Below are 21,128 nucleotides of genomic sequence, written 5' to 3'. Positions count from 1 at the left end.
ACGCCCCGACCACCCGACACCTCCTGTCCAGGTGCACGGGCGGCCGCGGACCGGTACGAGCCCAGTGTCACCGCAGACGACGTCAGGCACGCATCGACCAGATCGGTGACGGTTGATGGATGCAGGAGGGCGCGCGTTCGTGCCAGCACCACCGACGTCCTGACTGGGCAGCGCTAGCCCATGGCGACGGCGTCGATCTCGAGGAGCCAGTTCTCGGAGTAGATGTCGCAGATGATCACGGTCAGCGCGGGTGCGTGCTGGCCGAGGACCTCCTCGCGGATCTTCGAGTTGAGAGCCCGGAACTGCCGGTCGGACAGATAGGTCGTCACCTTCACCAGGTTCAGCACTCCCATGCCCGCCTCGGCGAGGACCGCGAGCACGTTGCGCCAGACCATCCGGCACTGCGCCTCGAAACTCTCCGGCACCCGGCCGTGCTCGTTGCCCCACGGCACCTGACCGCTGACGAACACCGTCCGCTCCGCCCCACCGACGACCACGCCGTGCGTGTAGTTCCCCGTCGCCGGCGGCAGGATCCCCGGATTCAACGGCTCGATCGCAAGTCCTGACATGTACGCCCCCTTCTACTCACCAATGCGTGCCCACCCCGAGCTACTCCGCCATGTCTACCCTGCGCGCATTGAACCGCCTAGGCCACCCGGCCGTATCGATGGTGTTCCGCATCCCTACCGACAGGAAAGTGACATGTCACTCCGTTCGAAGGGCCGACCACTCGCGGTGACGACCGCACTGATCAGCAGTCTCGCGCTGCTCAGCCCGGCAACCGCCAGCGCACACCAGTCCCACCACAGTCCGCTCGCCGTACAGCAGGTCAACCTGGTCTCGGACCAGGCAGGCAAGGCTGCGCTGCAGGACGACGATCTGGTCAACCCGTGGGGTCTGTCCCTCGGTGCAACCACCCCCGTGTGGGCTTCCAACAACGGTACGTCGTCGTCCACGCTGTACTCGTCCGCACCGGGCTCGACCACCGCGACCAAGATGTCCGCGGTCCGGGTGACCATGCCGGTCCCGACCGGGCAGGTCAACAACCCCGGCACCGGTTTCGTCCTCAGCAACGGGACCGTCAGCGCACCCGCTCGGTTCATCTTCGCCACCGAGACCGGCCAGATCGCGGCCTGGGGTCCGCCGGTCAGCCCGCTGATCGGCGCCGCCGAGATCAAGGCCACCACCCCGGGCGCGGTCTACAAGGGTTTGGCGATCGCGACAGCCCGAGCAGGGGACCAGCTGTATGCCGCCAACTTCTCGCAGCGCCGGATCGACGTCTTCGACAGCTCCTTCATGCCGGTGAAGAAGCCGTGGTGGGCGTTCCGGGACTCCCACCTGCCCAAGGGGTTCTCTCCCTTCAACGTGCAGACGCTGAACGGGCACATCTTCGTCGCCTACGCGAAGCTCGACCCGAAGACCAACGATGAGATCGCCGGCCGCGGCCTCGGGTTCGTCGACGAGTACACCGTCGAGGGCAAGTTCGTCAGCCGCGTCGGCTCTCGCGGCACGCTGAACGCGCCGTGGGGTATGGCCTTCGCTCCCAGCGCCTGGGGTCAGCCGGCCGGCACGCTTCTGGTCGGCAACTTCGGCGACGGCCGGATCAACATCTTCCGGCCGAAGTCCCACGGCAGGTACGACTTCGCCGGCCAGGTGAAGAACGCGCGGGGCAAGACCCTCGTGATCGACGGTCTCTGGGCACTTCTCCAGGGCACGGCGACCACCGGCGGTACCGACTCCCTGTGGTTCTCCGCCGGCCCCGACGACGAGTCCCACGGCCTCCTCGGCGTACTTCGCGCACGCTGACCACCTCAGTGTCCGGGGAGATCGGGGCCTCCCCGGACATACTCAGGTCTTGAGCGACTTCTCGAACCAGTGATGGGCGTACGGCTCCGCGTTGAACGCGGGCACCTCCTGATAGCCCGACGCGCGGTACAGACCAATCGCCTCGGTCAGAGACCGATTGGTCTCCAGCCGTACGACGTTCGCACCGCGGGCGGCTGCCTCGCGTTCGAGCTCGGCGAGCAACCGCCGTCCGAGTCCCAGACCGCGGGCTTCGCGGGACACCCACATCCGCTTGATCTCCGCGGGCTCCTCACCGTGCAGCTTCAACGCGCCGCAGCCGATCGGCTCGGCATGCAGCGTCGCGACCAGTAGCAGGCCGGCCGGCAACGTCAGCTCGGCGTCCTCCGCCGAAATGCTGCGCGCGTGGTCGAATCCGTTGTCGAACCGGTCGCCCAACTCGTCGAAGTACGCGCGCAGGCACAGCTGCGCCTCGGGCCGCCGCGGGTCGACGATGCCGACGTCGACCATCGACGCGGTCAGCAGCCGTGACACATCGTCCATCGCGGCGATGAGCCGATCCCGCTGGCGCTCGCTCAACGGCGCCAGGATCGACCCGGCCAACTCGTCGGACCGCCGGTCCAGCAAGCGCCACTCCTTCGCACCCGTCCTGGTCAGCCGGGCGATCCGGACCCGCGCGTCCGCACCGCTCTGCTCGACCCGAACGAGCCCGTCCTCCTCAAGTGACCGCAGCAACCGGCTGAGGTACCCGGAGTCGAGGCCGAGCCTGGTCCGCAGCGCCCGTACGTCGCACCCATCCGCGCCGATCTCCCACAACACCCGGGCCTGCCCGAGCGGACGGTCCCTGGACAGATAGGCGTCGTTGAGCGCACCGACCCGCTCGGTGACGATCCGGTTGAACCTTCTGACCGCCGCGATCTCCATTCTCTGACTTTAGTCAGAGAATGGACTCTCAGTCGAGCGGCCGGAGTTCGTCGGCGTAGGAGACAGAGGTGCGACGGAGTACGCCGTCCTTGACCGAGTACTGACCCATGCGCCACAGCGGCGGGCTGTAGGCATGGACCGTGACGCTGCCCTTGTCCAGGCCGGTGAGGCGGTGGATGTGGTCCGGTCCGAAGCCGTAGACGTCGCCGGCCGCCACCTCGGTCTCGACCGAGTCGGTGCCGATCGCCAGGTTGTGCTCGACCAGCTTGCCCTTGGCCACCGCGACCGCGCCGGACGAGACGTCGTGGTCATGCCAGCCGGTGTCGTTGACCGGCGTCCAGCAGATCAGCCAGACGTCGACGTTCGCGTCCCGATGGAGGGAGGCGAAGACCCGCTCCTCGTCGCTGTAGGCGACCTTGTCCTCCCACAGGTGCGGTTGCGCGGCAACCGACGCGGCCAGCTCGGACAGTTCGGCGGCGGCCAGGTCGCGGCCCGGAAGGTTGTCCAGCGACAGACAGTTGTTCAGATCCACAAGCCGGCTGGGCTGGCGCGCCGGGACGTTCGGAACGTCGGTGATCGGCTGGGCAGTCACTGCACTCCCCTCTCAGGAGATGGTGTCCCGGCCCCGGGATTGACGCCGTACAGGAGCCGGTGTGGGTTGGCGTGGCGGATCACCGCGGTCGCGGCGTCGCCTTGGCGGAGGTCGGTGATCCCGGCGTACGGCCGGTCGGTGCCGTGCACGACCTGGTCGATGCCGAGGACCCGTGCGACCGCGTCGATCCCCTGCGGGCCGTAGCTCGAGGTGTCGACGTACAGGTTCGGGTCGATGGTGCCGAGCCGGCCGCCGCGGGCGGCCAGCCGTTCGTGGTGGACGGGGGCGAGTCCGGCCGCGGCCACGAAGCACAACCGCAGTCGCGGGTGCTGGTGGCGGCCGCCGTACGCATGCCAGGCCCACCACGCGGCCTGCAGCTGGCCGGCGTAGTCGACGACGGGCGCCCACCACCCAGGCACCTCGCAGTCGGTCCGGGCTGTGCCCGGGTGCACGAGGATCGGCTTGTCCGACCGCTCGGCGACAGCGAGCAAGTCGCCGACCTCGGCCCACCCGGCCGGGGTTGTGAGTACATGCGCCGGCAACTGCAGTCCGAGGAAACCGTCGGCCAGCAGTACGTCGAGGCCGTCGACGTCGGGCTTGATCAGGTTCACCGAAGCCCAAGCCTTGAAGGGCTCCGGGAGCACGGCCGCACCCGCGTGCCACGCATCGAGTAGCGCGTTGTCGCGAAGCTGCTCGATGCCGAGCGGACTCGACAGCGACACCGCCGCAAGCGTCGTACCCGTGTCCTGCTCGAGGGCGACTCGCTTGTCCACCGCGTGCGCGGCCGGATCGACCTCGTACGGCGCTTCGGTCGCGGTGTGCAGCGTCCAGCCGTCGAGGTACGGCGGCTCGGAGCGAGCGCGGAGGCGGTCGACGAACTCGGCCGGCCAGAGGTGCTGGTGGACGTCGATCATCGGCTCCTCCTCCCGGCGGTTTGATCAGATTGAAGCGCTTCAGGACTCTTAGAGTGAAGCGCTTCAAAGACCGTCTTGTCAAGTTTCTGTCCGCACCGCGGTCTAGGCTGCGGTGCATGTCCGGAACCGGCCGCAGGCCAACCCTCAAGGACATTGCCGCGGAGACCGGACTGTCGATGGCGGCCGTGTCCTACGCGCTGCGCGGCTTGCACGGCACGCCCGAGACCAGACAGCGAGTCCAGGATGTCGCCGACCGACTCGGCTACCAGGCCGACCCGGTGGCCCGGGCGCTCGCGTCCGGCCGGAGCGGTTCGATCGGCGTCCTGTGCGCGTCGCTCGAGGACCTGTGGCAGCAGCGGCTCGCCGCCGCGCTCGGCCGGGAGCTGCTCGCCCCGGACCGGAACGCCTGGATCATCGACTCGGCCGGCGACGCGGAGCGCCAGCTCGAGCTCGCCCAGCACCTGGTCGACCACCGCGCGGACGCGATCGTGGTGATCCCGATCAACCCGGCCGACAAGGGCTGGGCCGCGATCGCGCAGCACGCGCCGGTGATCGCGATCGGCGACGCACTGCCCGGCGCGAAGGCGAAGTCCGAGGTCGTGTTCGACAACGAGACCGGCGTCAGCACCGCACTCGGCCGACTTGCGGAGGCCGGCCACCGACGCGTCGCTGTCCTCAGCCCGACCCGCCGGTTCGAGGTCGAGCGGCCGGCCGAGGAGATCGCTCAGCGCATCGGCGTGGACCTGAAGCTGAAGGTCCGCATCCTGCAGTGCCCGCACGACCTGGCCGGCGCGACCGAGGTCGCCCGCGAGCTGCTCTCCGGCAGCAACCGGCCGACCGGCATCCTCGCGCTGGCGGACTCGATGGCCTTCGGTGTGTACGCCGCCAGCCGCGAGCTCGGCCTCCGTGTCCCGGAGGACCTGTCCCTGCTCGGGTACGACGACCAGCCGATGTCGCAGCTGCTCACGCCGCCACTGTCCACGTTCCACTGGCCGCTCGCCGAGCTGGTCGCCGACGTCGTCGCCCGCGTCACGTCCGCCGTCGACACCAACCGCCGCGTCCGTCGTACGACCGTGGCTCCAGCCCTGATCGAGCGCGGCTCGGTCGCCGCCCCGCCCACCTGAGCAACGCGACGACCTCCCGGCTCCGATCTCCACATCCTCGAAACTAGACTAATTCACTGCACTTACTGTTCATCACCCACAGTGTGAGAAGGGCGACGGCCCCGCCCGCGAAGCCGTCGAAGGACGGCTGAGAACGCCGGAAGGCCGGTCGAGCGGGATGCTCGGCCGGCCTTCGCGGGGTGGTGCGGGTTACTTCGTACCGAAGACCTGGATCTCGGTCATGTCGGTGAACTGGCAACCGCCGAACGCACCGTCCGGACAGTTGGTCGCGAAGTCCGGCACCTGCGGGCTCGTCATCACGAACCGGACGTACTGGACGCCGGTCGCGTTGCCGCTCGGGGTGAGCAGGTTGTACTTGCCCCGGTTGTCCGCGGTGAAGGTGCCCTGCTGGGCGACCGCCCAGGTGGTGCCGTCGACCGAGGTCTCGATCCGGTAGCCACCGGTCGAGGAGCTGCCCGGGTCACCACAGGTGTTCGACGGGTCGACGTTGAACGCCGAGACGTTGACCTTGCCGGACAGCTTGATGTCGATGTGCTTCTCGATCATCTGGTTGGTCGGCGTACCGGCGTCGTCACCGGTGGTGCTTCCCCAGCCAGTGCCCTGGGCGTTGTCGATCGCCATCGCCGGGCCACACTGCGGGGTGAAGTCCGGACCGTTGAAGTCGACCACCGAACCGCCACCGGACGACGCGGCCCAGTTGCGGCGCGGCATGAAGTTCGACTTCGAGCCGCTCTTGGAGACCGTCGCCGGCTGCACCAGCAGCTCGTAGCCCGGAGCCGACATGACGACCTTCGGGTAGGTCCCCGGCGCGACACCGGTGATCTTGTACTGGCCCTTGGAGTTGGTCGAGCCGGCGTAGTCGCCGGCGTAGCCGGAGGAGTGACCGCCGATGTAGACCAGCGCGCCGGCCACCGGAGCACCGGTGTCCTTGTCCAGAACGGTGCCGCTGAGCGTCGTGGTCGCACCCGTCGGCGGCTTGTGGAAGTCCTCCGCCGGGAACGAGTCGCCGCCGTCGATGACACCGGCGTACCAGCCCATGCCGCGGTTGGCGAAGACGGTCCAGATCGTGTCGGCGTTCTTGCCGCCGCTGGCGACCAGGTCGGCCTGCACGATCGCGTTGCGCATGTCGAGCATGGTCGGGTCGGCCGGCGACAGCTCCATCGCGCGGGTGATCAGGCTGACCGCGTAGCTGCGACCGAAGCGCTCACGCAGGTCCCACAGAGTCTGCGCCCAGACCTCACCGGAGGCGTGCACCTCCGGCGTACCGCCGATGGTCGGGAAGTCGCCGTAGGTGTAGCCACCCTTCGAGCCGTCCGGCTGGATGCAGTTCGGGCTGACGGCCTTCACGCGGCAGTCGATCGCCTGGGTGCGGAACAGCTGACCGGCTGCGACGTACTTGCCCTCGAGGACCTCACCGGGAGCGGTGGTGTCCTTCTCCAGGCCGTGCGAGACCAGGTAGTCCATCGCGTAGAAGTCGCTCCACGCCTCACCCATCGAACCGGCCTGGATGCTGTTCAGCGTCGAGTTGCCGGTGGCGTCGACGACCAGACGGTTGGACAGACCGTGGGTGTACTCGTGGTACAGCACGCTCGCGTCGTTCGCGCCGCTGGCCGGCACGAACGGGTCCTGCGCGTCCGTCGTCCCGGGGAAGTGCCACAGGTACATCTGCATGGTCGGCGAGGTGCCGTCCGGCGGGGTCGACATGTTCGCGTTGTCGATGTGGTTCGCGTCCGGGCCGCCGTTGGCAGCGGTCGCCGCACCGTCCAGCGCGTTCAGGTGCACCGGGTCTCCGCCGGCGGTGTCGAACGAACCGGCCGCCGGGGTGAAGCTGATCGGCGGCTTGGCCAGCCAGTCGTGGAAGTTGCTGGCCAGGTAGAAAGCGTTGGTGACGTCCTGGTTCATGTTCGTCTTCCAGGAGTCCGGCTTGGCCGGGTCCCAGGTGCAGACGAACGACGTAGAGCAGAACGAGGAGGCGGTGGTCTGGAACGGCACCAGCTTGTACTCGGCGCCGGTCTTGGTGCCGGGCACCTTGACCGTCTCGCCGGGGTTCGGCGCGTTGTCGTCGTTCACGTCGGCCCAGGCGGCCACCGACGTACCCTCGAGCAGGGTCTTGGCGTTCTTCGGCAGCCACTTGTTGTAGATCAGGTTCTCGACCCGCTGCGTGCCGCCCTTCGCGGCGCCCGGGTAGTTGTCCTGCACCAGTGCGTCGCCGTTGCCCTCACTGACCAGGTCCTTGCGGTAGAGCAGGGCGCCGGTCTGGGCGTCGATGACGTGGCTGTAGATCTTCATGCCGCCGGCGTTGACGTAGGTCAGCCAGCCCTTGCGCAGCCCGTCGGCGGTGTGGAACCACACCTGCTTGGCGGTGTCGCCGTTGCTCCAGGAGGTCGCCGTACCGGCCGACTTCGCGGTCGCGGACTTCGCCGTACCGCCGATGTCCTCGGCGGCGGCGGTGCGGGCCGCGGCGGCGGACACCTTCGGCGCGGCCGCGGCGGACCGGGCCTGAGCCTGCGACGCCAGCCCGGCGACCGGCGCACCCATCAGCGAGATCAGCTCACCGTGCTTGGTGACGTTGGCCTTCAGGCCGTTGCCGAACACCTCGACGCCGTCGACTGTCTGGATCCACGAGATGTGGTGGGTGCCGAGGTCGTCGACGTAGTCCTTGCGGAGCTTGAGCGTGCCGAGGTCGGCGGCGGAGAGCTTGAAGACCTCGGGGTGGGCCTTCACGTAGCCCAGCGCGACGTCGGTCGCCTTCTTGCCGCTCTTGCCGGTCAGGAAGCCGTTCAGCTTGGACACCTGGGCCGGAGTCCCGGTGTTCGGGTCCAACTCGACGACACCCTGGGTGCCGAGCGAGTTGCGGAACTTCTCCGACGCCGCCGACTCCTGGCCCGCAACCTTGGCCGAGCGGGTCGTGGTGGTCTTGGCGTTCGGGGTCCGGGCGTCGTAGTTGCCCTTCCGCTCCTTGCCCTTGGTGTTCTCGGCCTGGGCGGCCTTGCCCTTGCCCTCATTGGGGCCGGCCGTCTGCGCGGCCGTGGCGCCGCCAGCGGCGGTCACGGCCAGCACAGTGGCGGCGGAGACCGCGGTGGCTGCCAAGAGCCCCCGCCGTCTGCGTGATGTGGTCACAGAAACGCTCCATCAAAAGTGTCTGCGCGGGTCGCCCTCCACGATCCGTCCGCGCCTGACCTTAAGCCTGGCGGACAGTCCGGGGAAGAGATATCACCGGATTCGCGTGGAGACGAGGGTTGTCCTTCGTGCACGGAACAGTACTAGGAGCGACGGCCGATTCGTTGCACCCGGCTACGACTCGATCGCGCTGAGTGTCGTACTGTCGAAGCGCCGGGTCTTGACAGGGTTTCGGCCGTCGGGCCTATGCTGTCGAGAAATCGATTTCCCGCCCCAGGAGGCGTTCCGATGAACCAGTCCCAGCTCAGCCGGCGACGTTTCCTCCAGGCGACCGGCGGTACGGCGCTCGCGGCCGCACTGGCCGGCTGCGGAGGAAGTGACGGCGGCGGTGGATCGAGCACCAAGGAACTGTCGTTCGTCTACATGGGAACGGCCGAACAGCAGGCCACCTGGAACAAGCTGTTCGCGAAGTTCAGCGAGAAGCACCCCGAGATCAAGCTGAAGGCCGAGGGCATCCCGCTGTCGAACTGGGGCGACTTCTTCAACAAACTCTCCACCCGGCTGGCCGGCGGCCAGGTGCCGGACGTGATCCAGGTGGCGACCGAGGGCCAGCGGCTGTTCGCGTCCAAGGGTCTGCTCGCGCCGCTCGACGACTACATCGCCAAGGACAAGTCGACGATCGACGAGTACTACGCCGACATGGACCCGAACCTGATCGAGTGGAACAAGAAGTACAGCTCCACCGACGGCAAGACCTACTACCTGCCGGGCGAGTTCAACACCATGTGCATGTGGTACTCCAAGGACCTGTTCGCCAAGGCCGGCGTACCGGAGCCGACGGCGAAGTGGACCTGGGACGACTTCCGGCACGCGTGTGAGCAGATCAAGGCGAAGACCGGGGCCTTCGGGTACGCCGCCGGCCCGGAGTACTTCGCGGCGATCATGCCCTGGCTGCTGACCAACGGGACGAGCAGCTTCAGTGACGACTGGTCCAAGCCGACGTACAACGACGCGAAAGCGATCGAAGCGGCCGAGTTCAACCGGGCCCTGGTCGCCGACAAGCTGTCACCGCCGCCCGGTGGGACGTTCGACGCGACGACCGCGGCGGCGCAGGGCAAGCTGGCGATGTTCGGCGGCGGGCGCTGGCCGATCATCAGCATCCGCAACCTGAAGGCGACCGCGAAGATGGGCATCGTGCCGTGGCCGACCAAGGTCGAGCAGGGCTCACCGGTGGGCTGGAACGGCTACCCGATCATGAAGGCGTCGAAGAAGAAGGACGACGCCTGGACCTTCATCAAGTTCCTGATCTCCACCGAAGGCTCGTCGTTCTTCGCCCAACTCGGCGGCACCATCGTCCCGGCCCGCAAGTCGATCGCGAACAGCGAGTCGTTCCTCACCGACGCACCGAAGGGGACGGAGTACCTGTACCAGGCGCTCAGCTACGCGACCCCGATCCCGTCGCCGGACAAGGGTGCCGCCGTACAGAAGGCGGTCGAGGACGGCTGGAAGCAGGTGCTGACCGGCAACGCGTCGCCGGCCGACGCACTCGGCAAGGCGCAGACCGCGCTCGAAGGACTCGTTTGAAACCTCAGCGGCGAGACTGGTTGCCGGGCTATCTGTTCATCAGTCCCGCCGTACTGCTCTTTCTCGTCTTCGTCGCCGCGCCCCTGGTCGCCGCGTTCGGTTTGAGCTTGTTCCACTGGGATCTGCTGAGTACGCCGGAATTCGCCGGGCTGGACAATTTCCGCCAGCTCGTCACCGACGGCGCGACGATCCGCGCGGTGATCAACACCTTCGTCTTCGCGATCTCCTCGGTGATCACGCACATCGGCATCGGCATGCTGCTCGCGCTCGGCGTCCACCGAACCATGACCCGCGGAACGAAGTACTTCGTCCGGACGGCGTTCTTCTTCCCGTTCCTGGTCTCGTGGGCCGCGGTCGCGCTGGTCTGGAAATACGTGCTGGATCCAACCTTCGGTCTGGCCAACTACTACCTCTCGGCGACGACCAACTGGCTGGCGTCGCCGACCTGGGCGCTGCCGACGCTGATCGTGGTCGACTGGTGGCACACCATCGGCTACACGTTCATCATCCTGCTGGCCGGCCTGCAGACCGTGCCGGCCCAGTTGCACGAGGCGGCCCGGGTGGACGGTGCGAACGCGTGGTGGCGGTTCTGGAGCGTCACGCTGCCGGTGATGTCGCCGACCATCTTCTTCGCCACCGTGATCACGTTCATCGGCGCGTTCCAGATCTTCGACCCGATGGTGATCATGACGCAGGGTGGTCCGGACGGCGCGACCCGCAGCATCGTGCAGTACACCTACGAGAAGGGCTTCCAGTCCTTCGAGATCGGGTACGCCGCCGCCCTGTCGCTGGTGCTGTTCGTGGTGATCATGATCGTGACCGGACTGCAGTTCCGGCTCAGCCGGCGATGGGTGCACCTGTGAGGGGCCGGCTGCTCGACCTCGTCCTGGTCCTCGGCGGGCTGCTGATGATCGCACCGCTGGTCTGGCTGATCATCACCGCGCTGGCCGAGCCGATCAACGCGTTCCAGCTGCCGCCGCAGTGGATCCCGCGACCGCCGACGCTGCAGAACTTCCAGCAGGTGCCGGAGCTGATCCCGTTCGCACAGATGGCCTGGAACAGCCTGCAGATCGCGGTGATCACGACCGCTGGTGCGCTGCTGACCAGTGCTTTGGCGGCGTACGCGTTCTCGCGGCTGCGGTTCCCCGGCCGGGACCAGATCTTCTCGGTGCTGCTGGCGGCGCTCGTCGTACCCGTGCAACTGACCGTCGTACCGATCTTCATCATGATGCGCTGGCTGCACCTGGTGGACACGACGGTGGCGATCTGGCTGCCGGCTTTGGTGAACGTGTTCGGGATCTTCTTCCTGCGGCAGTACATCGCGTCGATCCCGCGCGAGCTGGACGAGGCCGCGATCATGGACGGCGCGAGCCACTTCTGGATCCTGTTCCGGGTGATCCTGCCGCTGGCCCGGCCGGGCCTGACCGCGCTCGGGATCTTCGTCTTCGAGGCCTCCTGGAACAACTTCTTCTGGCCGTACATCTTCCTGTCGTCACCGGAGAAGATGACGTTGCCGGTCGGCCTCGTGTCGTTGCAGGGCGCGATGGGCGGCGGCCCGGCCGTGGTGCTGTTCGCCGCCATCACTCTGGTGGTGCTGCCGATCCTCGTGCTGTTCCTCATCTTCCAGCGGTCGTTCATCGCCTCCATCGCGACCACCGGCCTGCGCGCATGACCGACCATCTGCCTGCCGCCTTCCGCGCGCTGTGGCACGAGCTCCCGTTGCTCGCCGCGGCCGGAGTCATGGTCTGTACGACGTCCGGCGTCGTAGTCCTGCTCAGCCCAGGACTGTCCCCGGTCAGCGTGCTGCTCGGCGCACTGCTGATCGGTCCGGTCTGGGCGGCCGTGGTCGCCACCGCCGACTCGGTCGTGCGCGATGATCGCGGTGGTGTGCTGTTGTTGCTGCGCAACCTGCGCCGACACTGGCTTGCCGGCCTCGAGGTGGCTCTGGTCCCTGGTGTCATCGCCGCGCTGGCCGTGCTGAACCAGGCCATCTACACCGGTCCGATCTTCGCGATCCCCTTGGCCGTCAGCGGTTGTGCGACAGTGTTGGCCTTGCTGGCGTCCTGCTATGCGTTCAGCCTGCGCGTGACTGCCGGGCTCCGGGGCAAGACCCTCTGGCTGACCGCACTCCACCTCGTCGCACGTGCACCGCTGGTCCCCCTCGGCGTACTCGCACTGGCGTTTGTCGCGCTGCTGCTCGGTACGTCGGTGACCGCCTCACTGCTTCTGCTTGCCCCCGGCCCGGTGGCGTTGTTCGCCTCCGCAGGTACATGGACGGAGAATCATGCGCTACACCGGTGACAACCTTCGGCACTTCGCGCTGCCCTTGGGCGGTCTGGGCACTGGCACGCTCGCGTTGGCCGGCAACGGTGCGTTGCGGCAGTGGCAGTTGCACAACATCGGGAACCACGAGGGACATCTGCCGGACAGCTTCTTCGCGCTGCGGCTCTCGCGGGTCGAGCCGCCGGTGGACGAGATCCGTGTGCTGCAAGGGCCTTCGCTGAGTCCTTCCGGCACCCCGTTGGTCACCGACGACGTCGTACCATCCGGCGAGGCACGACTGCAGGAACTGCTGAGACCGGTCGGCGAGCCCACAGTCACCGCTACCTACCCCGGTGCACGCGTCGACTTCGACACCGACCTCCCGATCGACGTCAGCATGGACGTGTTCAACCCGCTGGTGCCGTCGGACGCCGAGGCGAGCTCCCAGCCGGTGGCCGCGTTCTCGTTCACGCTGCACAACCCCGGGGACATCGCAGTGCACGGCAAACTCGCCGGTGCCTTGCAGAACTCGGTCGGCTGGGATGGCGTCACGCCGATCGACGGTGTCGCCAACAGCCTGTACGGCGGCAACACCAACCGGATCCGGCGGCACGACGACTGGACCTCGCTGGTCCTGGAGAACACCACACTGCCCGCGGACCACCCCGGCGCGGGACAACTGGTGCTCACCACCGACGGCGCCGGTGCACTGACCTGCGCACAGTGGTCCCGGCCCGAGGAGTTCATTGCCTTCCTCAACGGTCCGACCACCCTGGTCAGCGGGGCCAGTGCACCCGGGTCGACGTGGAACGGCGGACTGGCCGTGCCGTTCCACCTCGACCCGGGTGAGACGAGGCAGGTACGGTTCCTGATCGCGTGGCACTTCCCGAACCGATATGTCGACTTCAACCAGTTCGGTCCGCGGCATGACTACGGCCACAGCCGCTTCTGGCTCGGCAATGCGTACACCCGTCGTACGCCGGATGCCGTCGCCGTGGCCGAGTCGTTCATCGCACGCTGGCCGTCGCTGCAGGCACTCAGTACTGCCTGGGCCGACGCCTTCGAGTCGAGCACTCTGCCTGGTGAGGCGGGCTCACGGCTCGCTGCGCTGGTGGCCGACGTACGCAGCCCCACTGTCTTCCAGACCGCCGACGGAACCGTGCTCGGCTTCGAGGGTGTGCTCGGCGCGTCCACAGTGATGTGGGGAGGCCGGTCCGGCGGGTCCTGCCCGCTCAACTGCACGCATGTGTGGAACTACGAGCAGACGCTGTCCCGGCTGTTCCCGGCACTCGAGCGGAACATGCGGGACACGGAGTACGACGTGATGCAGGCACCGGAGGGGTACATCCCGCACCGGGTGATCGCGCCGACGTACCACCGGCAACTGTGGGACGTCGTGATCGGCGGTCCGGAGGAGCCGGCCCTCGACGGCATGCTCGGCAACGTGCTGAAGACTTACCGCGAGGTGCGGCACGGGGCAGGACTCGAGTGGCTGCGGGACCGCTGGCCAAACGTTCAGCGACTGCTCACCCACATCCGTAGGAAGTGGGACGCGGACGGCACCGGCGTACTGCGTGGAATTCAGCCCAGCACGCACGACATCGACCTGTGTGGCGTCAACTCGTTCATGGGCACGCTGTGGCTGGCCGCACTGCGCGCGGCCGAGGAGATGGCGCTGCTGCTGGGTGAGGACGCGAAGGAGTACCGGACGCTCTTCGAGGCCGGCAGCAAGGCGTACGACGAGCTCCTCTACACCGGCGAGTACTACCGGCAGATCCTGTCGCCCGAGGAGAAGCCGGACTTCCAGTGGGGCGACGGCTGTCTTGCAGACCAGCTGATCGGGCAGTGGTGGGCGCATCAACTCGACCTGGGCTACCTGCTGCCGCAGGACCACGTGAAGACCGCGTTGCGCAACGTACTGCGGCACAACCTGCGGACCGGCTTCGCCGACTTCCAGCACCCGTACCGCGTGTTCGCCGACGGCGATGACACCGGTCTGCTGATGTGCACCTGGCCGCACGGCGGGCGGCCCGACGTACCCACCCGCTACTGCGACGAGGTGTGGACCGGCTCGGAGTACCAGGTCGCCGCCCACTGCCTCTACGAAGGCCTCATCGACGAGGGCCTCAGCATCCTGCAGGGCCTGTGGAACCGGTACGACGGCACCCGTCGCAACCCGTTCAACCCGATCGAGTGCGGCGACCACTACATCCGCAACGCCGCCGGCTGGTCCGTCCTCGAAGCCCTCACCGGCTACCGCTACAACGCCCTGACCGCCACCCTCACCTTCGCCCCACTCGACATCACCCGCACCAACGACGACTGGACCGTCCCCTTCGTCACCCCCACCGGCTGGGGAGTAGCCACCAAGTCCCCCACCACCCTCACCCTGACCTGCCACGCCGGCACCATCAACGCCCACACGATCCATGTCGACGGCACCGCCCTCCCCGTCAACCAAACCGCCGAACCCGGAAAACCCTTGGTGATCGCAACAACCTGACCTCTACCGTCGAGGCATGTCGCTCGTCGAACGCGCACAGGCTCTACAGGCCGAGGCTCAGCAACTGTTGGAGCGCCTCGACCTGCAGACCGCGTTCCCCTGGCAGCCGGTGCTCATCGGCAGCGCGCTCTCCGGACTCATCGTCGTCCGAGACCTCGACATCATGTTCGACGCCCCCGACGCCACCGCGGCAACCATCCTGACCGGCCTCACCACACTCGCCCAGCGAGTGGACCTGCAGACGGTCGACTTCCGCGACGAACGTGGCGACCGCCGCCCGACCCCCGCAATCACCGACGAACGCTTCTACGCCGTCCTCCACACAAGCACCTGGAAAATCGACCTGACCTTCTGGCTACATGTCGTCGATCGTCCCCACGTCGCAGACGCCCTAAGACTCCGCAACGCAACCGACGACCAACGCCTACAAATCCTGCAACTGAAGGCCACCACCCCAAACCACGACAGCTCCGCCATCTACCGCGACGTACTCGGAGAGTAAGAGCGCCGGCCGTCCGGCAACGCCACCGGACGGCCGGGGCTCGGTCAGAGGAAGCCCAGGGAGGCGTACTCCTGGTCGGTGAAGAGGCGGGAGCGGATCAGGAAGCGGACGCCCTCCGGGGCCTCCACCGAGAAGCCGCTGCCGCGGCCCTTCACCACGTCGACAGTGAGCTGCGTGTGCTTCCAGTACTCGTACTGGTTCGCGGACATCCAGAACGCGATCGGCTGGTCCAGGCCGTCGACGACCAGATCGCCGAGATGCACGTCCGCCGACCCCGTTCGAAATTCCCCGTCCGGGTAACACATCGGCGAACTGCCGTCGCAGCAGCCTCCGGACTGGTGGAACATCAGCGGACCGTGCATCGCGGTGAGGCGGCGGAGCAACTCTGCCGCCTCGTCCGTGAGCAGCACTCGCTCAATAGCTTCCCCGCCCCACCGCCCCGGTCGCTCGACAACCATCAGAAGAAGCCGAGCTTCGACGGGCTGTAGCTGACCAGCAGGTTCTTGGTCTGCTGGTAGTGGTCGAGCATCATCTTGTGGTTCTCCCGGCCGATGCCGGAGTTCTTGTAGCCGCCGAACGCCGCGTGCGCCGGGTAGGCGTGGTAGCAGTTCGTCCAGACCCGCCCGGCCTGGATCTCGCGCCCGGCCCGGTACGCCGTGTTGATGTCGCGCGACCAGACCCCGGCGCCGAGCCCGTACAGGGTGTCGTTGGCGATCTTCATCGCGTCGGCGTAGTCGTCGAACCGGGTCACCGAGACGACCGGCCCGAAGATCTCCTCCTGGAAGATCCGCATCTTGTTGTCGCCCTCGAAGATGGTCGGCTGGATGTAGTACCCGCCGGCCAGGTCGCCCTCGAGCTCGGCGCGAGCTCCACCGGTCAGGACCTTGGCGCCCTCGGCCCTGCCGATGTCCAGGTAGGCGAGGATCTTCTCGTACTGGTCGTTGCTGGCCTGCGCGCCCATCATCGTGTCGGTGTCGAGCGGGTTGCCCTGCTTGATCGCCTGCGTCCGCGCGGTCGCGTCGCCGAGGAACTGGTCGTAGATCGACGACTGGATCAGCGCCCGGGACGGGCAGGTGCAGACCTCGCCCTGGTTCAGCGCGAACAGCGTGAAGCCCTCCAGCGCCTTGTCGTAGAACTCGTCCTTGGCCGCCGCGACGTCGTCGAAGAACACGTTCGGGCTCTTGCCGCCGAGCTCCAGCGTGACCGGGATGATGTTCTCCGAGGCGTACTGCATGATGAGCCGGCCGGTCGTGGTCTCACCGGTGAACGCGACCTTGGCGACTCTGTTGCTCGAGGCAAGCGGTTTGCCGGCCTCGACGCCGAACCCGTTGACCACGTTCAGTACGCCGGGTGGCAGCAGGTCGGCGATCAGCTCGAGCAGCACGTGGATCGATGCCGGCGTCTGCTCGGCCGGCTTCAGTACGACGGCATTGCCTGCCGCCAACGCGGGCGCCAGCTTCCAGGTCGCCATCAGGATCGGGAAGTTCCACGGGATGATCTGCCCGACCACGCCGAGCGGCTCGTGGAAGTGGTACGCAATGGTGTCGTCGTCGACCACCGAGACCGAGCCCTCCTGGGCCCGCAGCGCGCCGGCGAAGTAGCGGAAGTGGTCGACCGCCAGCGGCAGGTCGGCGGCCAGCGTCTCCCGCACCGCCTTGCCGTTGTCCCACGTCTCCGCGACCGCGAGCAGTTCGAGGTTGGCCTCGATCCGGTCGGCGATCTTGTTCAGGATGTTCGCGCGGTCGGCCGGCGACGTCCGTCCCCAGCCCGGCGCGGCACCGTGGGCGGCGTCGAGGGCTCGCTCGACGTCATCCGCCGTACCGCGCGCGATCTCGGTGAAGTTCTCGCCGGTGACCGGCGTGGGATTCTCGAAATATCCACCCTTGGCCGGCGGCACCCATTCGCCGCCGATGAAGTGCTCGTAACGGGACTTGTAGGTGACCGGGCTGCCATCCTGCCCGGGAGCTGCGAAGATCGTCATAGGTCCTCCTTGGAAACCCGACGGTGGACCGAACCTAGGTCGACCGACGTTGCACGGACGTTGCAGCGTGAAGTGAGGCGGCATGGATTCACCGGAGCAGGCCCGCCGATTGAGCCGGCTGTACGACGACGTGCTCGGCGGGAACCGTGCACCGGACGCGCCGCGCCCACTCGTCGCCGCGTCCTGGGAACGGTCGCTCGCGGCCGCGGTCGATCCCGAGCTGGACGCGCCGCCGGTGATCGTCGACCACGACATCGTCGAGTCGATCCGGGAGAACCATCCGCTCCGCGCGGTCCTGCCGGTGCTGCGGCAGACGCTGACCACGATCGCCGACGAGGCGTCGCACATCATGATCATCACCGACGCGCAGGGCACGATCCTGTGGCGCGAGGGTGCGGCCGACGTACGGCGTCAGGCCGACCGGATCGCGTTGTCGGAGGGAGCGGTGTGGTCGGAGGACCAGATCGGCACCAACGGCATGGGTACGGCGCTCGCCGTCGGCGGACCGGTGCAGATCCACTCAGCCGAACACCTGGTCCGCCGCATCCACGACTGGACGTGCGCCGCCGCGCCGGTCCACGACCCCGACACCGGCAAGCTGCTCGGCGCGGTGGATGTCTCTGGACCGCTGCGCACGGTCCATCCCGCGATGGTCGCGCTGGTGACCGCCGCTGCTCAGCTCGCGGAGGGACAGCTGCGAGTTCGGATGGCCGCGGCCGACGAGATGCTGCGCGCCCGCAACATGCGCCACCTGATGGCGCTCGGCGACGCACCCGGTGCCTTGCTCACTCCGACCGGGAGGGTGCTCGCAGTGCAGCCGCTCGAGTGGCTGCCCGACCGGCTCGTCGTGCCGGACGGTGCTGACCGGATCGACCTCGGCGACGGACGCGAGGGCATGATCGAACAACTCGACGAGGGCTTCCTGCTCCGCATCCCCGGTACGCCGGTCCGCCGCGGCCGACCGTCGCTCCGGCTGAAGGTGCTCGGCGCCGGCCAGCCGATCGCGGTCGTCGGCGGCCGCGAGATCGCCCTGACGCTGCGGCGGGCCGAAGTACTCGCACTGCTTCTTCTGCATCCGTCCGGACTGACCGCCGAACAGCTGATGCTGCAGTTGTACGGCGACGAAGGCAATCCGACGACCGTGCGCGCGGAGATGCACCGACTGCGCAATCTCCTCGGTGGCGGTGTCCTCGACACCAAGCCGTACCGGATCGTTGCCGATGTCACCGGGGACGTGACCGACGTACAGAAGGCTCTCCGGGACGGCGATCTGCACGCGGCCCTGGAGCTGTACGCCGGTCCCCTGCTGGCACGTTCCGACGCCCCGGCTCTGCGCGCCGAGCGCGACGAACTCGACGCCACCTTCCGCCGCGCCGTCCTCGACGCCGAAGACTCCGAGCTGGTGTGGCGCTTCGCCCAGACGCCTACCGGCGCCGAGGACCAGGAGATCTTCGAGTCCCTCAACGCCGGTCTGCCGCCCGACGACCCGCGGCGCGCGGCGGTCGCCGCCCGGCTGGAACGGCTGGTCGACTAGAGCCTGCGGAACCTCTGTATCGGTGAGGGCACAATCACATCTCTGGCGTGACGAGCCCGACACCGACATGACTCGCGGGTAACCAACCAATAACATCGCTGGTATGCAGATCCTCGCCATCGTCGTCTCGCTCGCGGTCGCCGCGGTCGGGGTCGCGTTGTTCGGCAAGACGATCGGGCACATGGTGTCCGTCATCAAGCTCGGCCTGCCGGCCGGGCGGACCGACAGTCCGGGGCAGCGCACGACCACGCTGGTCAAGGAGTCGCTCGGTCATACCCGGATGCTGCAGTGGAGCCACATCGGCGTACTGCACTGGTTCGTCGCGTTCGGCTTCATCGGGCTGTTCCTCAGCCTGGTGACGGCGTTCGGCCAGTTGTTCGACGCGCACTACGCGCTGCCGGTGATCGGCCACTGGTTCGTCTTCGAGTGGGTCAGCGAGTTCCTCACCTGGACCGGTCTGGTCTCGATCATCGGGCTGATGGCGATCCGGCTGCGCAACCTGCCGAAGGGCGAGAAGGGCCGCTACAGCCGGTTCTTCGGTTCCACCGCCTGGCAGGCGTACTACGTCGAGTACACGATTCTCGGCGTACTGATCTGCATCCTGTTGCTGCGCGGCCTGGAGTACGAGTTGGGCGCGGGCAGCAAGTTCCACTTCCCGAGTACGTTCTTCGTCGGCGAGGCACTCTTCGGCGGGCTGAGCGTGTCCGCGTTGGAGACCATGGTCTACCTGGTCGCGATGATCAAGATCCTGATCTCGTTCGCCTGGATGATCACGATCTCGCTGAACGCCACCATGGGGGTGGCCTGGCACCGGTTCACCGCCTGGCCGAACATCTGGTTCAAGCGCAAGCCTGGCAGTGACGGCGGCGGTCTGGCATTGGGCGCCCTGCAGCCGATCATGGTCAACGGCGCGCCGATCGACTTCGAGAACATCGAGGAGCTCGACGAGGACGCGGCCCTCGGGGTCGGCAAGGTCGAGGACTTCACCTGGAAGGGCCTGCTCGACTTCACCACCTGCACCGAATGCGGCCGGTGCCAGTCGCAGTGCCCGGCCTGGAACACCGAGAAGCCGCTGTCGCCGAAGCTGATCATGATGGGTCTGCGCGAGCACGCGTACGCCAAGGCGCCGTACCTGCTGGCGTCGTCCGACGACGAGCGCAAGTCGCTGCCCGAGTTGGTGCTCGCCGAGCAGGACAAGCCGTTGGTCGGTCCCGCCGATGTCGCGGTGATCGACGAGGACGCGCTGTGGGCGTGTACGTCGTGCGGTGCGTGCGTGCAGCAGTGTCCGGTCGACATCGAGCACGTGGACGCGATCATGGACATGCGCCGCTACCAGGTGCTGATCGAGTCGTCGTTCCCGTCCGAGCTCAACGGCCTGTTCAAGGGCCTGGAGAACAAGGGCAACCCGTGGAACATGAACCCGTCCGGCCGGATGGATTGGGCCAAGGACCTGCCGTTCGAGGTCAAGCAGGTTGGTGCAGACGTTGAGACGCTGGACGAGGTCGAGTACCTGTTCTGGGTCGGCTGCGCGGGCGCCTTCGAGGACCGTGCGAAGAAGACCACGCAGGCGGTCGCCGAGCTGCTGAACATCGCCGGTGTCAGCTTCGCCGTACTGGGCGACGGCGAGACCTGCACCGGTGACCCGGCCCGGCGGTCCGGCAACGAGTTCGTCTTCCAGCAGTTGGCGATGCAGAACGCAGAGGTCTTCAAGGAGACCGGCGCGAAGAAGGTCGTCTCCACCTGCGCGCACTGCTTCAACACACTGAAGAACGAGTACTCCCAGCTCGGTGTCGAGCTCGACGTCATCCACCACACCCAGCTGCTGAACCGCCTGGTCCGCGAGGGCAAGCTGACTCCGGTCGCGCCGGCCGACAGCACCCTCAACGGCCAGAAGATCACCTACCACGACCCGTGCTACCTCGGCCGCCACAACCAGGTGTACGACGCCCCGCGCGAACTGCTCGACATCATCCCGGGCGCGGAGTACGCCGAGATGCCGCGGAACAAGACCAAGTCGTTCTGCTGCGGCGCCGGTGGTGCCCGGATGTGGATGGAGGAGAAGATCGGCAGCCGGATCAACCTGAACCGGACCACCGAGGCGGTCGGCACCGGCGCGGACAAGATCGCCACCGGCTGCCCGTTCTGCCGGGTGATGCTGTCCGACGGCCTCACCGCCCAGCAGGCCGAGGGCACCGCCCGCGAGTCCGTCGAGGTCCAGGACGTCGCCCAACTGCTCCTCGCCTCGGTCAAGCGCGGCTGAGTGCAGGTAGCTGCAAATCACTTCC

At 67.6% G+C, this 21,128-nt stretch carries 17 protein-coding genes; 10 read left to right on the top strand and 7 right to left on the bottom strand.

The features are described from left to right. Positions 1-173: 173 nt before the first annotated feature. On the bottom strand, positions 174-569 hold the full coding sequence (locus E0H75_RS05950) for a RidA family protein (RefSeq protein WP_131512066.1): 396 nt from the start codon (positions 567-569) through the stop codon (positions 174-176). Between the two features lie 133 nt (positions 570-702). Between E0H75_RS05950 and E0H75_RS05945 the strand changes: the two genes are divergently transcribed. Then, complete coding sequence (locus E0H75_RS05945; RefSeq protein WP_131512064.1) at positions 703-1,806, top strand: TIGR03118 family protein; 1,104 nt, start codon at positions 703-705, stop codon at positions 1,804-1,806. A 42-nt stretch (positions 1,807-1,848) separates the two neighbouring features. Here E0H75_RS05945 and E0H75_RS05940 read toward each other — a convergent pair whose 3' ends face one another. From E0H75_RS05940 to E0H75_RS05930, 3 genes are read right to left on the bottom strand one after another with little or no spacing between them, the layout of a single operon-like run. Then, on the bottom strand, positions 1,849-2,727 hold the full coding sequence (locus E0H75_RS05940) for a bifunctional helix-turn-helix transcriptional regulator/GNAT family N-acetyltransferase (RefSeq protein ID WP_131512063.1): 879 nt from the start codon (positions 2,725-2,727) through the stop codon (positions 1,849-1,851). A 28-nt stretch (positions 2,728-2,755) separates the two neighbouring features. Further along, positions 2,756-3,319 (bottom strand): cysteine dioxygenase, encoded by a 564-nt coding sequence (locus tag E0H75_RS05935; RefSeq protein WP_131512062.1) that lies wholly within the window; start codon positions 3,317-3,319, stop codon positions 2,756-2,758. Continuing rightward, on the bottom strand, positions 3,316-4,233 hold the full coding sequence (locus E0H75_RS05930; RefSeq protein ID WP_131512061.1) for an amidohydrolase family protein: 918 nt from the start codon (positions 4,231-4,233) through the stop codon (positions 3,316-3,318). The genes E0H75_RS05935 and E0H75_RS05930 overlap by 4 nt, the downstream gene beginning before the upstream one ends. 116 nt (positions 4,234-4,349) lie before the next feature. On the opposite strand from E0H75_RS05930, the gene E0H75_RS05925 reads away from it, so the two are divergent. Further along, a complete protein-coding gene (locus E0H75_RS05925) occupies positions 4,350-5,357 on the top strand; it encodes a LacI family DNA-binding transcriptional regulator (protein WP_131512060.1) in 1,008 nt (335 codons plus the stop codon). 189 nt (positions 5,358-5,546) lie between these two features. Here the strand turns inward: E0H75_RS05925 and E0H75_RS05920 are convergent, their stop codons facing one another. Further along, complete coding sequence (locus E0H75_RS05920) at positions 5,547-8,477, bottom strand: M36 family metallopeptidase (RefSeq protein WP_131512059.1); 2,931 nt, start codon at positions 8,475-8,477, stop codon at positions 5,547-5,549. 288 nt (positions 8,478-8,765) lie between these two features. Here E0H75_RS05920 and E0H75_RS05915 point away from each other — a divergent pair, with 288 nt between their 5' ends. The 6 genes from E0H75_RS05915 to E0H75_RS05890 are packed head-to-tail and all read left to right on the top strand — an operon-like array spanning position 8,766 to position 15,328. After that, on the top strand, positions 8,766-10,061 hold the full coding sequence (locus tag E0H75_RS05915) for an ABC transporter substrate-binding protein (RefSeq protein WP_131512058.1): 1,296 nt from the start codon (positions 8,766-8,768) through the stop codon (positions 10,059-10,061). After that, entirely contained in the window at positions 10,058-10,924 is an 867-nt protein-coding gene (locus E0H75_RS05910; protein WP_131512057.1) for a carbohydrate ABC transporter permease, read from the top strand. The genes E0H75_RS05915 and E0H75_RS05910 overlap by 4 nt, the downstream gene beginning before the upstream one ends. Beyond that, complete coding sequence (locus E0H75_RS05905; protein WP_238162857.1) at positions 10,921-11,733, top strand: carbohydrate ABC transporter permease; 813 nt, start codon at positions 10,921-10,923, stop codon at positions 11,731-11,733. Before E0H75_RS05910 ends, E0H75_RS05905 begins: the two co-directional genes overlap by 4 nt. Then, positions 11,730-12,362, top strand: a complete 633-nt coding sequence (locus E0H75_RS05900) for a hypothetical protein (RefSeq protein WP_131512055.1) — start codon at positions 11,730-11,732, stop codon at positions 12,360-12,362. The genes E0H75_RS05905 and E0H75_RS05900 overlap by 4 nt, the downstream gene beginning before the upstream one ends. Then, the gene (locus tag E0H75_RS05895; protein WP_131512054.1) at positions 12,346-14,826 is read left to right on the top strand and encodes a GH116 family glycosyl-hydrolase; all 2,481 of its coding nucleotides are present in this window, start codon (positions 12,346-12,348) and stop codon (positions 14,824-14,826) included. Before E0H75_RS05900 ends, E0H75_RS05895 begins: the two co-directional genes overlap by 17 nt. 16 nt (positions 14,827-14,842) lie before the next feature. Next, positions 14,843-15,328 (top strand): hypothetical protein, encoded by a 486-nt coding sequence (locus tag E0H75_RS05890; RefSeq protein WP_131512053.1) that lies wholly within the window; start codon positions 14,843-14,845, stop codon positions 15,326-15,328. Between the two features lie 44 nt (positions 15,329-15,372). Here the strand turns inward: E0H75_RS05890 and E0H75_RS05885 are convergent, their stop codons facing one another. Further along, positions 15,373-15,786, bottom strand: a complete 414-nt coding sequence (locus tag E0H75_RS05885; protein ID WP_131512051.1) for a DUF779 domain-containing protein — start codon at positions 15,784-15,786, stop codon at positions 15,373-15,375. Next, the gene (gene adh / locus E0H75_RS05880; RefSeq protein WP_131512049.1) at positions 15,786-17,309 is read right to left on the bottom strand and encodes an aldehyde dehydrogenase; all 1,524 of its coding nucleotides are present in this window, start codon (positions 17,307-17,309) and stop codon (positions 15,786-15,788) included. Before adh ends, E0H75_RS05885 begins: the two co-directional genes overlap by 1 nt. 82 nt (positions 17,310-17,391) lie before the next feature. Here adh and E0H75_RS05875 point away from each other — a divergent pair, with 82 nt between their 5' ends. Next, on the top strand, positions 17,392-18,843 hold the full coding sequence (locus E0H75_RS05875) for a GAF domain-containing protein (RefSeq protein WP_131512047.1): 1,452 nt from the start codon (positions 17,392-17,394) through the stop codon (positions 18,841-18,843). A gap of 103 nt (positions 18,844-18,946) precedes the next feature. Then, positions 18,947-21,103 (top strand): (Fe-S)-binding protein, encoded by a 2,157-nt coding sequence (locus tag E0H75_RS05870; RefSeq protein WP_131512046.1) that lies wholly within the window; start codon positions 18,947-18,949, stop codon positions 21,101-21,103. Positions 21,104-21,128: the final 25 nt, after the last annotated feature.

This window comes from Kribbella capetownensis (assembly GCF_004331485.1).
In the GTDB taxonomy this organism is placed as follows: Bacteria; Actinomycetota; Actinomycetes; order Propionibacteriales; family Kribbellaceae; genus Kribbella; species Kribbella capetownensis.
Note: the sequence above shows the minus strand (reverse complement) of the source record. Positions and strands in the feature narration are given on the sequence as shown.

What these genes read in the sequence shown, in the direction of transcription:
- E0H75_RS05950 (WP_131512066.1), bottom strand. Translation starts at nt 569, where the DNA reads ATGTCAGGACTTGCGATCGAGCCGTTGAATCCGGGGATCCTGCCGCCG.
- E0H75_RS05945 (WP_131512064.1), top strand. Translation starts at nt 703, where the DNA reads ATGTCACTCCGTTCGAAGGGCCGACCACTCGCGGTGACGACCGCACTG.
- E0H75_RS05940 (WP_131512063.1), bottom strand. Translation starts at nt 2,727, where the DNA reads ATGGAGATCGCGGCGGTCAGAAGGTTCAACCGGATCGTCACCGAGCGG.
- E0H75_RS05930 (WP_131512061.1), bottom strand. Translation starts at nt 4,233, where the DNA reads ATGATCGACGTCCACCAGCACCTCTGGCCGGCCGAGTTCGTCGACCGC.
- E0H75_RS05925 (WP_131512060.1), top strand. Translation starts at nt 4,350, where the DNA reads ATGTCCGGAACCGGCCGCAGGCCAACCCTCAAGGACATTGCCGCGGAG.
- E0H75_RS05915 (WP_131512058.1), top strand. Translation starts at nt 8,766, where the DNA reads ATGAACCAGTCCCAGCTCAGCCGGCGACGTTTCCTCCAGGCGACCGGC.
- E0H75_RS05900 (WP_131512055.1), top strand. Translation starts at nt 11,730, where the DNA reads ATGACCGACCATCTGCCTGCCGCCTTCCGCGCGCTGTGGCACGAGCTC.
- E0H75_RS05895 (WP_131512054.1), top strand. Translation starts at nt 12,346, where the DNA reads ATGCGCTACACCGGTGACAACCTTCGGCACTTCGCGCTGCCCTTGGGC.
- E0H75_RS05890 (WP_131512053.1), top strand. Translation starts at nt 14,843, where the DNA reads ATGTCGCTCGTCGAACGCGCACAGGCTCTACAGGCCGAGGCTCAGCAA.
- E0H75_RS05885 (WP_131512051.1), bottom strand. Translation starts at nt 15,786, where the DNA reads ATGGTTGTCGAGCGACCGGGGCGGTGGGGCGGGGAAGCTATTGAGCGA.
- adh (WP_131512049.1), bottom strand. Translation starts at nt 17,309, where the DNA reads ATGACGATCTTCGCAGCTCCCGGGCAGGATGGCAGCCCGGTCACCTAC.
- E0H75_RS05875 (WP_131512047.1), top strand. Translation starts at nt 17,392, where the DNA reads ATGGATTCACCGGAGCAGGCCCGCCGATTGAGCCGGCTGTACGACGAC.
- E0H75_RS05870 (WP_131512046.1), top strand. Translation starts at nt 18,947, where the DNA reads ATGCAGATCCTCGCCATCGTCGTCTCGCTCGCGGTCGCCGCGGTCGGG.